The 11,698-nt window shown below is 73.1% G+C and carries 10 protein-coding genes; 3 read left to right on the forward strand and 7 right to left on the reverse strand.

Translation table 11 applies throughout. From position 1 onward, the window contains the following. Positions 1 to 78 precede the first annotated feature (78 nt). The 3 genes from ligD to ABEA82_RS21890 are packed head-to-tail and all read right to left on the reverse strand — an operon-like array spanning position 79 to position 4,840. Complete coding sequence (gene ligD, locus ABEA82_RS21880; protein ID WP_345663263.1) at positions 79 to 1,008, reverse strand: non-homologous end-joining DNA ligase; 930 nt, start codon at positions 1,006 to 1,008, stop codon at positions 79 to 81. Then, positions 1,005 to 2,852 (reverse strand): transketolase, encoded by a 1,848-nt coding sequence (locus tag ABEA82_RS21885; RefSeq protein WP_345663264.1) that lies wholly within the window; start codon positions 2,850 to 2,852, stop codon positions 1,005 to 1,007. The genes ligD and ABEA82_RS21885 overlap by 4 nt, the downstream gene beginning before the upstream one ends. Next, positions 2,849 to 4,840, reverse strand: coding sequence for an FAD-dependent oxidoreductase (locus ABEA82_RS21890; RefSeq protein ID WP_345663265.1), 1,992 nt, complete (start codon positions 4,838 to 4,840; stop codon positions 2,849 to 2,851). The genes ABEA82_RS21885 and ABEA82_RS21890 overlap by 4 nt, the downstream gene beginning before the upstream one ends. 171 nt (positions 4,841 to 5,011) lie before the next feature. Here ABEA82_RS21890 and ABEA82_RS21895 point away from each other — a divergent pair, with 171 nt between their 5' ends. Beyond that, on the forward strand, positions 5,012 to 5,974 hold the full coding sequence (locus ABEA82_RS21895) for an LLM class F420-dependent oxidoreductase (protein WP_345663266.1): 963 nt from the start codon (positions 5,012 to 5,014) through the stop codon (positions 5,972 to 5,974). 15 nt (positions 5,975 to 5,989) lie between these two features. Beyond that, positions 5,990 to 7,081 (forward strand): enolase C-terminal domain-like protein, encoded by a 1,092-nt coding sequence (locus tag ABEA82_RS21900; RefSeq protein WP_345663267.1) that lies wholly within the window; start codon positions 5,990 to 5,992, stop codon positions 7,079 to 7,081. A gap of 269 nt (positions 7,082 to 7,350) precedes the next feature. On the opposite strand, the gene ABEA82_RS21905 is transcribed toward ABEA82_RS21900, so the two are convergent. Next, complete coding sequence (locus ABEA82_RS21905) at positions 7,351 to 8,376, reverse strand: SDR family oxidoreductase (RefSeq protein ID WP_345663268.1); 1,026 nt, start codon at positions 8,374 to 8,376, stop codon at positions 7,351 to 7,353. 6 nt (positions 8,377 to 8,382) lie between these two features. Beyond that, on the reverse strand, positions 8,383 to 8,841 hold the full coding sequence (locus ABEA82_RS21910; RefSeq protein WP_345663269.1) for a phage holin family protein: 459 nt from the start codon (positions 8,839 to 8,841) through the stop codon (positions 8,383 to 8,385). Between the two features lie 48 nt (positions 8,842 to 8,889). Between ABEA82_RS21910 and ABEA82_RS21915 the strand changes: the two genes are divergently transcribed. Then, positions 8,890 to 9,237, forward strand: a complete 348-nt coding sequence (locus tag ABEA82_RS21915) for a VOC family protein (RefSeq protein WP_003994108.1) — start codon at positions 8,890 to 8,892, stop codon at positions 9,235 to 9,237. Here the strand turns inward: ABEA82_RS21915 and ABEA82_RS21920 are convergent. Together ABEA82_RS21920 and ABEA82_RS21925 are read right to left on the reverse strand one after the other, a co-directional pair. Then, entirely contained in the window at positions 9,210 to 9,815 is a 606-nt protein-coding gene (locus tag ABEA82_RS21920; RefSeq protein ID WP_345663270.1) for a GNAT family N-acetyltransferase, read from the reverse strand. The genes ABEA82_RS21915 and ABEA82_RS21920 overlap by 28 nt on opposite strands. A 56-nt stretch (positions 9,816 to 9,871) precedes the next feature. Further along, positions 9,872 to 11,665: a CocE/NonD family hydrolase gene (locus ABEA82_RS21925; RefSeq protein ID WP_345663482.1), complete on the reverse strand. Its 1,794-nt coding sequence runs from the start codon at positions 11,663 to 11,665 to the stop codon at positions 9,872 to 9,874. Between the last annotated feature and the right edge of the window lie 33 nt (positions 11,666 to 11,698).

Genomic DNA, 11,698 nt, shown 5'->3' on the forward strand with positions numbered 1-11,698 from the left:
CGTGTGGCCGCAAGAGTGTTCGCCAAACCTCTACGGGCGCATGCATCTGCCACCCACCGCCCGCCGCCGGAGGGTGCCTCAGCCGCGCAGGGCGTCCAGCCGCCGCCGGGCCGGGCCCAGTGACCGACCACGGTTCAGCAGGCCCGACCAGGGGTTCGTGCGGGCCTGCTCGACCGCGTCGGCGATGGTCCAGCGGCGGGCGTGCAGTTCGGGGTCGTCCAGTTGCTCCCAGCTGACGGGGGTCGCCACGGGCGCGCCCGGCCGGGGCCGGACGGTGAACGGCGCGACGGCCGTCTGCGCGTAGGCGTTGCGTTGCACATCGAGGTAGAGCCGCTCACCGCGGTCCTTCTTGCGGGCGGCGGTGGTGAGCCGGTCGGGGTGGGCGCCGGCGAGCGTGTCCGCGACGTCCCGGGCGAAGGCGCGCACCTCGTCGAAGTCGTGCCGGCCGTTCAACGGCACGATCACGTGCAGCCCGCGCGAGCCGGTGGTCATCAGCGCCGAGGGCAGCTCCAGCTCGTCGAGCAACTCCCCCACCAGCCGGGCGGCCTCCCGGACCGCCTCGAAGTCGTCCCCCGCCGGGTCGAGGTCGAAGACCAGCCGGTCGGGGTGGTCGGCGTTGTCGGCGCGGGACAGCCAGCGGTGCAGGGTGATGCTCGCCTGGTCGGCCAGGTAGAGGAGAGTCGCGGTGTCGTCGCACACGGTGTGGCAGACGGTGCCGCCTTCCTTGGACAGCTCGACGCGGTCGATCCACTCCGGGTAGTGGTCCGGGGTGTTCTTCTGCATGAAGCGGGGGCCGTCGAGGCCGTCCGGGTGCCGCTCCAGCATCAGCGGACGGCCGCGCAGGTGCGGCAGCATGAAGGGCGCGACGGCCCGGTGGTAGTCCACCAGGTCGCCCTTGGTGTACTCCTTGGCGTCCCCGCCGCCGGGGAAGAGCACCTTGTCCGGCCGGTGCACCTCCACGGTGCGGCGGCCGGCCCGCACCCTGCGCGTGCCGTCGCCGCCGCTCACGGCACGACCGCCTCCTCGACCAGCAGCCGCCCGGCCGCGGCGATCGACTCCGCGTCGATGCCCGCGGCGTGCAGTTGCTCGTCCGGGGAGGCCGAGCCGGGCATGCTCCGTACGCCGAGCCGCACCAGGCGCGGTACGGGGCGCCCGTCGGTGAAGGCGTCGAGGACCGCGTCCCCGATGCCGCCCTCCGGGTGGTGGTCCTCCACGGTCACCAGGCAGCCGGTCTCCTCGGCGGCCCGGCGCAGGGTGGCGCGGTCGACGGGCTTCACGGAGTACAGGTCGATCACCCGTGCCTGAATGCCCTCACCGGCCAGGGCGTCGGCGGCGGCCAGGGCCTCGTGCACGGTGACGCCCGCCGCGACGAGGGTCAGCCGGTCCTCGCCGGAGGAGCGCAGCACCTTGCTCCCGCCGACCGGGAACTCCTCGTCCGGGCCGTAGATCACCGGGCTCTCGCCGCGCGAGGTGCGCAGATAGCGGACGCCCTCCAGGCCGGCCATCGCGCCGACGAGCCGTGCGGTCTGGTTGGCGTCGCAGGGGTACAGCACGGTCGAGCCGTGCACCGCCCGCATCATCGCCAGGTCCTCCAGGCCCATCTGGCTGGGCCCGTCCTCGCCGATGGCCACACCCGCGTGCGAGCCGACGAGGTTGATGCCGGCGCCGCTGACGGAGGCCATCCGGATGAAGTCGTGGGCCCGGGTCAGGAAGGCCGCGAAGGTGGCGGCGTACGGCACCCAGCCGCGAGTCGCGAGCCCGACCGCGGAGGCGACCAGTTGCTGCTCGGCGATGTAGCACTCGAAGTAGCGGTCGGGGTGCTCCTTGGCGAAGAACTCGGCGCGGGTGGAGTCTCCGACCTCGCCGTCCAGGGCGACGATGTCGCCGCGGCCGGTGCCGAGTGCGGCCAGCGCCTCGCCGAACGCGTTGCGGGTGGCGACCTCCTCGCCCTTGTCCCACTTCGGGAGTTCGAAGTTCCCGGTGTGGACGGAGTGCAGCATGCGCGCGGCGGGCGGTTCCTGCACCTGGACGCGGATGTCGCGCGGGCCCCCGAGTTCGGCGATCGCCTCGTCCGCCTCGGGCAGCGGCTTGCCGTGCAGGCCCTCACGGTCCTGGACGCCCTCGACGCCCTTGCCCTTGAGGGTGCGGGCCAGGATCGCGGTGGGCTGGCCCTTGGTGGACGCGGCCTCGCCGTAGGCGCGGTCGATGGCGTCCACGTCATGGCCGTCGACCTCGATGGTGTGCCAGTCGAACGCCTTGAAACGGCGGGCGTAGGCGTCCAGGTCGTGCCCGTGCCGGGTCGGGCCGCGCTGGCCGAGCCGGTTGACGTCGACGATCACGGTGAGGTTGTCCAGGTGCTCGTACCCGGCGTGCTCGGCGGCCTCCCACACGGATCCCTCGGCCAGCTCGCTGTCGCCGCACAGCACCCACACGCGGTAGCCGGTGCGGTCGAGCCGCTTGCCGGCGAGCGCGATGCCGACGCCGACCGGCAGGCCCTGGCCGAGCGAGCCGGTGGCCGTCTCGACCCAGGGCAGACGCTGCGGTGTGGGGTGCCCTTCGAGTCGGCTGCCCAGCTTGCGGAAGGTGAGCAGTTCCTCGTCGTCGATGGCGCCGGCCGCCTTGTACGCGGAGTACAGCAGCGGGGAGGCGTGTCCCTTGGAGAGGACGAAGCGGTCGTTGCCGGGGTGGGCGGGGCGGTCGAAGTCGTAGTGGAAGTGGTGCGCGAGCAGGACGGCCATCAGGTCCGCCGCGGACATCGAGGACGTGGGGTGTCCGGAGCCCGCCGCGGCGGCGGCGCGGACACTGTCCACGCGCAGCTGCTGGCCGAGGTCGGTGAGTTCACCGGTGTTCATGAGTCTCCTTTCGCGGAGTCGTCCGGCGCATCGGATCGCTTGACGGGGCCGGGTGCGGTGCCGGCACCCGGCGGCGGCTGACCGGGCGGCGGTTCGAGGGTGCTGGGCCGGGGCTGGCTCTTCGCGGGCTCACCGCCGGGCTGGTTCTTGGCGGGCTCACCACCGGGCTGATTCTTGGCAGCCTCCCTGCCGGGCTGGTTCTTCGCGGGCTCGCCGCCGGGTTGGTTCCTGGCGGACTCGCCACCGGAGCCCCTGGCAGGCTCACCGCCCGGCTGGGTCTTCGCGGGCTCACCGTCGGGCTGGTGCTTCGCCGGTTCGCCACCGGGCCGGTTCCTGGTCGACTCGCCGCCGGAGCCCCTGGCAGGCTCACCACCCGGCTGGCTTGTCGCCGGCTCGCGGCCCCGTTGCCCCTTCGCCGTCTCCGCCTCGGAGCGCTGCTCCGCGAAGCGGGAACCGGGTCCCTCCCCGGGCGGCGTCGCGGTCGGGCGGCCCTTCGCCGTCTCGGCCTCGGTGCGGGGCTGCGCGGGCCCGGGTCCGGGTCGTACCTGCGTCGATCCGGATCCGGGCTGCCCCTTCGCGGGCTCTTCCCCGGCCCCGCCCCTGCCGGGTTCGTCATGGGTGTCGGAGGCGAGCGCCGCGCCCGGCCCGGACCGGGCACGGACCTCGTCCCGCTGTCCGGGCCCGCCCGGCACCCGGGCCAGCTCCGGCGACGACGTGTCCAGCGGTACGGACCAGGACCGGACGAGCCCCAACTGCACGGCCTGCCGCGGCAGTACCGCGTCCAGCAGCCAGTCGGCGGCGACCCGCACACGGTTGCCGGGCATCGCCGCGAGGTGGTAGCCCCGCGCCACCACCCCGGCAGGCACCCCGGACAAGGACACGCCCAGCGGGTTGGCGGCAGCCTTCGCACCACCCAGGTCGACGACGAAACCGAGGTCCCGGTGCCGGTAGGGCTTGCGCGCGCCGCCGAGGCCCAGCGAGGCGGCGACGTTCTCCGCCGCGACCTTGCCCTGCCGCCAGGCGTGCTGCGCGGTCATCGGCGTGTAACCGCCCGGCTTCTCCAGATCGGGCACCGCCGCCACGTCCCCGCAGGCGAACAGCTCGTCCCGGCCCGGCACCCGCAGGTGCGGGTCGACGAGCAGCCGCCCCTTCTCCAGCGGCAGCCCGAGGGACTCGACCAGCGGGTCGGGCCGTACGCCCACGCACCACACCAGTGTCCGGGTGTCGACGAACTCGCCGTCCGTCAGCATGACCCCGTCGTGCGTGGCCTCCTTCACGGAGGTGCCCATCCGCACGTCCACGCCCCGTTCCCGCAGCACCTGGTCGGCGGTGGCGGACAGCTTCTCGTCCATCTCGGGCAGCACCCGCGGCGCCACGTCCAGCAGCAGCCAGCGCGGCCGCATGCCCTGCCGCAGCGGGTGCTTGCGGACCTGCGCGTCGGTGAACATCTGCCCGTGCGCGGCGACCTCGGTGCCGGTGTACCCGGCGCCGACCACGACGAAGGTGCACCGCGCGGCACGCGTCTTGGGGTCGTCCGCCGCGGCCGCGAGCTCCACCTGCCGGGTCACGTGGTCGCGCAGGTAGAGCGCCTCGGGCAGCCCCCGGAAGCCGTGCGCGTGCTCGGCGACGCCGGGGATGGGAAGCAGCTTGTTGACGCTGCCGGCGGCGAGCACCAGCCGGTCGTAGGCGAGTGTGCCGCCCTCGCCCTCGGGGCCGGTGTAGTGCAGGGTGCGCCCGTCGAGGTCGATGCCGTCGGCCTCGCCGAGTACCAGGCGTACGCCGTGCAGCGTGTCCGAGAGGGAGACCGTGACCCGGCGCGGCTCCAGGACGCCGGCGGCGACCTGGGGAAGAAGGGGCAGATACAGGAAGTAGTCGGTCGGGTTGAGCAGGGTGATGTGGGCCCGCCCCCGGGTGATCCGGGACAGGGTGCGGGCCGTGCGGTATCCGGCGAAACCGGCACCGACGATCACGATGCGGGGTCGACTCACGGTTGGCTCGCCTCCGGCGCCGTCGCGTACCTCGGGAGCCTTCCGCGTCCCCCTGGCCAGGGCACCCAAACGTCCGCCGGGGCCCGCTCGCCCGAACGCGGCCGGTTTCCGTCCCGGCGCCCGGGTACCCGGTGCGGGATACGGACCGCCCCACGGAGGAGGCACTCCCCCATGCCCGAGTACGGTTACTTCCTCTCGTGCGAGCAGTACGGACCGGCCGAGCTCATCGAGCAGGCGCGGATGGCCGAGCAGGCCGGCTTCCATGCGCTGTGGATCTCGGATCACTACCACCCGTGGAACGACGAGCAGGGCCAGAGCCCGTTCGTGTGGTCGGTGATCGGCGCGCTGTCCGAGGCGGTGTCCCTGCCGATCGAGACGGCGGTGACCTGCCCGACGGTGCGCATGCACCCCGCGGTGGTGGCGCAGGCCGCTGCGACCAGCGCGGTGATGACGAACGGCCGCTTCCGGCTCGGCGTCGGCTCGGGCGAGGCGCTCAACGAGCACATCCTGGGCGACCACTGGCCGCCGGCCCACGTCCGGCTGGACATGCTGGAGGAGGCCATCCAGGTGATGCGCCGGCTGTTCACCGGTGAGGAGGTCAACCACCACGGTCCGCACTACACGGTGGAGAACGCCCGTCTGTACACGGTGCCGGACGAGCCGATCCCCATCGACATCTCCGGCTTCGGCCCGGCCGCGACGCAGCTCGCCTCCCGCGTCGGCGACGGCTACATCTCGGTCATGCCGGACGAGGCGATGGTGGAGCAGTACCGCAAGGGCGGAGGCGGCGGCAAGCTCGTCAGCGGAGGCACCAAGGTCTGCTACGACACCGACAGGGACGAGGCCGTACGCACCGTCCACCGGCTCTGGGCGAACGAGCAGCTGCCCGGCGAGCTGGGCCAGGTGCTGCCCTCCCCGAAGCACTTCGAGCAGGCGCAGCAGCTGGTCACCGAGGACATGGTGCGCGAGAACCGGGTGTGCGGCGACGACGTGGACGAGCACGTGGCGGAGCTGAAGCAGTTCGCCGACGCGGGCTTCGACCGGGTCTACGTCAACCAGATCGGCCCGGACCTGCGCGGTTTCTTCGACTTCTACCGCACGAAGGTGCTGCCGCAGCTCCAGCAGACCGTCTGACGAGAGCAGGGCGCCATGGAACTGCACCGGCCCGCGGTCTCCGTGTACACCGTGCCGACCGACGCTCCCGAGGCGGACGGCACACTGGCCTGGGACAGCACGACCGTGGTGATCTGCGAGGTGTCGGCGGGCGACGCGACCGGCACGGGCTGGACGTACGGCCCGGCGGCGGTCGGTGACTTCCTCGGCGCCGGCCTCGCCCCGCTGGTCGAGGGCATGAGCGCCCTGGACATCCCCGCCGTGCACGACGCGATGTGCCGCTCGGTGCGCAACGCGGGCCGCCCGGGCGTCGCGGCCTGCGCGATCTCCGCCTTGGACATCGCCCTGTGGGACCTCAAGGCACGGCTCCTCGAACTGCCCCTGGCCCGGCTGCTGGGGGTGGTGACCGAGGAGGTACCGGTGTACGGCAGCGGGGGCTTCACGACGTACCACGACACGCATCTGGCCGCGCAGCTGAACGGCTGGGTGCACGGCCAGCACATCCCACGCGTGAAGATCAAGATCGGTGAGAGCTGGGGCCGCGGGGTCACCCGCGACCTGCACCGGGTCCGGTCCGCTCGCCATGTCATCGGTGAGGACGCCGAGTTGTACGTCGACGCCAACGGCGCCTACACCCGCAAACAGGCGGTGCGCGTCGGGCGTGCGCTGGCCGAGCACGGGGTGGGCTGGTTCGAGGAGCCGGTGTCCTCCGACGACCTGACGGGCCTCAGACTGGTCCGGGACGCGGTGGTGAGCGACGTGACGGCCGGGGAGTACGGCTTCGACCTGCCCTACTTCGCCCGGATGATCTCGGCCGGCGCGGTCGACTGCCTCCAGGTGGACGCGACGCGCTGCGGCGGCCTGACGGAGTTCCTGCGCGCGGCGGCCCTGGCCCACGCCCACGGTCTGGAGGTCTCCGCGCACTGCGCCCCGCACGCCCACGCGGCGGCGGCCGCCACGATCCCCAACCTCCGGCACATCGAGTGGTTCCACGACCACGTCCGCATCGAGGACATGTTCTTCGACGGCGCCCTCGACCCCACAGGCGGCACGATCCGCCCGACCCGAGGCACGGGCCACGGACTGACCCTGCGCACCGAGGAAATCGCGGAATACCGAGTCGCCTAGAAGCGCCCCCAGGGGCGCCCCCACAAGGCACGAACCAGCCGAGCGGTCAGCAACGCCCCCCAGGGGCGCGGGAGACTGCGCGCCCAGCCACAACCCCGCCGCAGCCGCACAACAACACATCCCAGCACTCCCGACCGAGCGCTCAGCAACGCCCCCCAGGGGCGCGGGAGACTGCGCGCCCAGCCACAACCCCGCCGCAGCCGCACAACGACACATCACGGCACTTCCCGCGGGCACCTCCGGCCTCCAGCCAAGCCAAGCGCAAGCGCTCAGCGGCGCCCCACCAGTTTCCGTGCGGCCAGCACCCCCGCCCCCACGGTCAGGACCGCCCCCACCCACCCCCGGTTCCGGGACACCCACTGCTGCGGACCGCCCCCCACGACCTCGTCGTCGAAGCGCCCGTGCGCGCCGAAGTCGTCGCCGTGCGGCCCGTCCGCGGGCGCCCACAGGTTCGCCGGCCCGTCGTGCGAGCCCTTCTCCTGCTGGGCGTCGAAGTTCGTGCGCGCCAGATAGCGGTCCAGCACTCCGGGGGCGACCGCGTTGGCGACGAGCGTGGCGGCCGTGGAGCCGCCCACCCAGTACTCCCGGCGCCGCGCGTGCGACGCCGCGTGCACGATCGCCCGCGCCGCGACCTCCGGCTGGTACACGGGCGCGACGGGCCGGGCCCGACCCGGCATCCGGTTCAGCACCCAGTCGAACTGCGGGGTGTTGAGGCCCGGCATCTGCACCATCGTCGTCCGCACCCGGCTGCGCGCGTGCAGCAGCTCGCAGCGCAGGGACTCGTTGAACCCCTGGATCGCGTGCTTGGCCCCGCAGTACGCCGACTGCAACGGGATACCCCGATAGGCGAGCGCGGAGCCGACCTGCACGATCGTGCCGCGGTCGCGCGGCAGCATGTGGCGCAGGGCGGCCCGGGTGCCGAACACGAAGCCCAGGTACGTCACCTCGGTGACCCGGCGGAACTCGTCCGGGGCGACCTCCGTGACCGGCGCGAAGACACCGGTGAAGGCGTTGTTGACCCAGACGTCGATGTGGCCGAACGTGTCGACGACCTGCTGGGCCGCCGCGTCGACGGCCGTGGCGTCGGAGACGTCCACGCCGATGACGAGCGCCTCGCCTCCGGCCTGCCGTACGTCGTCCGCCGCGGCCGCCAGTCCCTTGCGCCCCCGGGCCAGCAGGGCGACCTTGTCACCCCGGGCGGCGAAGGCCCGGGCCGTGGCCCGTCCCACGCCGCCGCTGGCTCCGGTCACCACGACGACGCGGCCGTGCTGGTGCCGTGTTCGTGTCTTGCCCACCCCGTATCACGCCTTGCGGCGGGGCACTTCGGGGGCGTCCGAGGGCAGCGGGGGCACGGTGCCCGGGGCGGGCGGCCCTGCGGTGGCTCCGCCGACCGGCCCGGCGGCGGGCGGGGCCGGCGGTACGGGCGGCACACCGCCGGGGACACCGGCGCCCGAGCCGGTCCGGGAGGCGGACGGCCGGGCCGCGCCGCGCAGTACGTACGCGAGGACCCCCAGGATCACGGCGGTGATCAGCGCGGCGGCCCAGTCCGGCAGCCCGAGGGCGAGGGCCAGTCCCACGGCGAGCGCGAGGGCCGCGCCCGCGTACAGGGCGAGGGCGCCGGACGCGGCATACAGGGCCGCCTTGCGGCGCTGCCTGCGTGTCTGCTCGCGCAGTTCGTCCCGTACGGTCTCGCGCGCCACCTGTGCCAGCTCGTCGACCAGGTGCTTGTCCAGATGCTCCAGGTGATCCAACGGCTTCATACCCGGCCGGGTACCCTCGCCCCCTGGCGCGTAACTAGGCTCGTCGGCATGGAGATTCTGGGTACCACGCTGCGCGTCTGCGTCGACGACCTCGAGACCGCGATCCCCTTCTACGAGCGGCTGGCGGGCGGCAGAGCCCAGCGCTTCGAGCGGGGCGGCGTCCAGGTGGCGGCGATCGGCTGCTTCCTGCTGATGAGCGGCCCCCCGGCCGAGCTGGAGGTGCTGCGCAAGGTCGCCGCGACGATCGCCGTGAAGGACGTCGACGACACCCACCGGGTGCTCACCGAGCTGGGCGCCCACATCGTCGCGGGGCCCATCGCATCACCGGCGGGCCGCAACCTGATCGCCCTGCATCCGGACGGGTCGATCTACGAGTACGTGGACCGCAACCCGTGATGCCCGCCGGGGCCGGTCTCAGTGCCGCCCCGGCCCCCGACCATCTCGGCGGTGATCGCCCAGCGTTGATGGTCGCGCCAGGCCCCGTCGACGAAGAGCATCTTCGGCGAGAAGCCCTCCAGACGGAACCCGCCGCCGCGGGCCAGGGCGATCGACGCGGCGTTCGCGGGCTGGACGTTGATCTCCAAACGGTGCAGCCGCATCGGGCCGAACGCGTACCGCACGACGAGGTCAAGACCTTCGCGCATCAGCCCGCGCCCGGCGGCGTGCGCGAAGGCGCCGTAGCCCAGTGCCCCGGACTGGAAGCCGCCCTGGACGATGTTGTTGATGTTGATGAATCCGGCGAGGGCGCCGTCGTCCTTCTCGCAGACCAGGAAGCCGGCCTTGGACGGGTCCTCGATCAGCCGGCCCGCGTACGCGGTGTACGCCGACGCCCCCTCGGGCGGGAAGAGCCAGGGGCGGTGCAGGTCCCTGCTCTCCCGGGCGCGGGCGGTGAACTCGGCACCGTCCTCGTAGGCGAAGTGGCGTATCCCCACCCGGGGGCCTTCGGCGAGGTAGCGGGATGCGGTGTGCGGCACCCCGCCACAGTAACCTCGCCGCCCGTGACCTCGCCGCCCGTGGGAGAACGGCCCGGTCAGGAGCCGGTCACCGGCAGCCGGAGCACACCGGTGTCCCGGGGCCCGCTGACCACGGTCACCGGCTTGACGCCCCTGTTGCCGAAGTACGCGTCGTCGCTGGCCGCGATCACGAACCGCAGCCGGTGCCCCGTGTCGTACCGGTGCACGATCCCGGGCAGTGTGACGGTGAAGCTCCTGGTCACGTCCGGTACTCGGACCGGCGCGACCAGGCGGCGCACCAGGGTGCGGGTGCCGTCGGGGGCGACGTCGTAGAGCTTGGCGAACAGGACGAGCTTGTCGGCCGCGTCGCTGGAGTTCTGTGTGCGCTCGGCCTTCGGGGAGCGCACCCTCAGGGTGGCCCGGGGCGCGCCCACGACGTCGAGGGGGCGTGCCAGGGGAGCGCTGGTCCAGTCGAGGTAGGTGCCCTCGGTGTCGCGCGGAGGGGCGGCGGGCAGTCCGAGGAGGCCGGCGAGTGAGGCCTCCGAATGGCTCGTGGGGAGGGTCCAGTTGGTGTAGCTCCGGCGGCCGCGGGCCACCTTGTTCCGGTTGTCGACGAGTTTGCCGTCGCCGGAGAGGTAGAAGGTGCGGCCCTGCGCGGGAAGCCGGTCGGCGGTGGCGTAGGTGTGGTCCGGGTCGGTGATCCAGTCCCGGTGGTAGGCGAAGGCCGGTCCGGTGTCGGCGTCCTGCCGTCCCCGCAGATGGCGGTCGAACCAGGCGAGGACGCGCCGGCCGACGTAGCTGGTCTCCAGGTTGCCCTTCGCGAGGTCGAGTTCACCGGCGGCCGGTCCGGTGAGTCCGGCGCTGTGGCCCCAGGACTGCCAGATCATCTTCACGGGTGTGCCCTGGGCCGAGAGGGTCCGGTACGTCGCCGTGGCCTCGTTGAGGTTGAAGAGGGTGTCGGCCTGCCCCTGGACCAGCAGGGTGGGCGTCCGGACGCGGTGGAGGTACGACGCCGGGGAGACGCTCCGGGCGAAGGCGAGCAGCTCGGCGGTCCGGTCGGCGGGGTAGCTGCCCGAGTTCAGTGTGTGGATCGTCCGGCATGCCCGGGTGACGAAGTGCAGGCAGCTGAGGGAGTTGACGCGGGAGGGGTCGATGTTGGGCTGGAGCAGTGGCTGGCCCTCGCCGATGAGGTAGAAGCCATTGGTCCACTGCCATTTGAAGACGCCCGGGACACTCCCGGCGCCGACGGTGTTGTTGGGGGCCAGGGCGTACGCCAGGTCGTTCCAGGTGATCATGGGGACGAGCGCGTCGAGGCGGTGGTCGACGGCGGCCGTCGCCAGCTGGACGGCGCCGCCGTAGGAACCGCCGATCATGCCGACGCGCGGGTCGCCCGGGGCGTCGAGGGTGACGAAGTCGACGGTGGTGCCGTCGTCGGCGGTGCGTCTGCCGCCCAGGAAGTCGACCAGCTGCGAGGCGGCGGCGCCGTCGATGTCAGGGTCGTCGAGGGAGATGAGGCAGCCACTCTTGCCGAAACCGAGGCCGGAGTAGACGAGGGAGACGTAGCCGCGCTGGGCGAAGGCCTTGCCGATGGTGTCCGTCGAGCCGTCCGACTTGCTGCCGCCGAAGCCGTTGGTCCCGAGCACGGCGGGGGCCGGGTGGGCGCGGTCCACGCCCGCGGGGCGGTACAGGTCGGCGTCGACCGTGCAGGTTCGGCCGCCGGAGCGGACGGTGAGCTTCAGTGGGGTGACGGTGAAAGCGGAGTCCGCCGCCGCCGGTGGGGTGAGTGCGAGGGGGGCGGCCAGGGCGGCGCCCAGCACGAGAGCGAGCGGTGCGCGGGATCTGGGCACGCGTCGGGACACTCGGACCTCCACGGTGGGGACGACGGCATCCGGGCAAAGCTGGAT

The organism is Streptomyces venetus (genome assembly GCF_039540295.1).
In the GTDB taxonomy this organism is placed as follows: domain Bacteria; phylum Actinomycetota; class Actinomycetes; order Streptomycetales; family Streptomycetaceae; genus Streptomyces; species Streptomyces venetus.

Bases quoted from the DNA above. Each gene is read 5' to 3' on its own strand.
- ABEA82_RS21885 (WP_345663264.1), bottom strand. From the start codon at position 2,852: ATGAACACCGGTGAACTCACCGACCTCGGCCAGCAGCTGCGCGTGGAC.
- ABEA82_RS21895 (WP_345663266.1), top strand. From the start codon at position 5,012: ATGCCCGAGTACGGTTACTTCCTCTCGTGCGAGCAGTACGGACCGGCC.
- ABEA82_RS21900 (WP_345663267.1), top strand. From the start codon at position 5,990: ATGGAACTGCACCGGCCCGCGGTCTCCGTGTACACCGTGCCGACCGAC.
- ABEA82_RS21910 (WP_345663269.1), bottom strand. From the start codon at position 8,841: ATGAAGCCGTTGGATCACCTGGAGCATCTGGACAAGCACCTGGTCGAC.
- ABEA82_RS21915 (WP_003994108.1), top strand. From the start codon at position 8,890: ATGGAGATTCTGGGTACCACGCTGCGCGTCTGCGTCGACGACCTCGAG.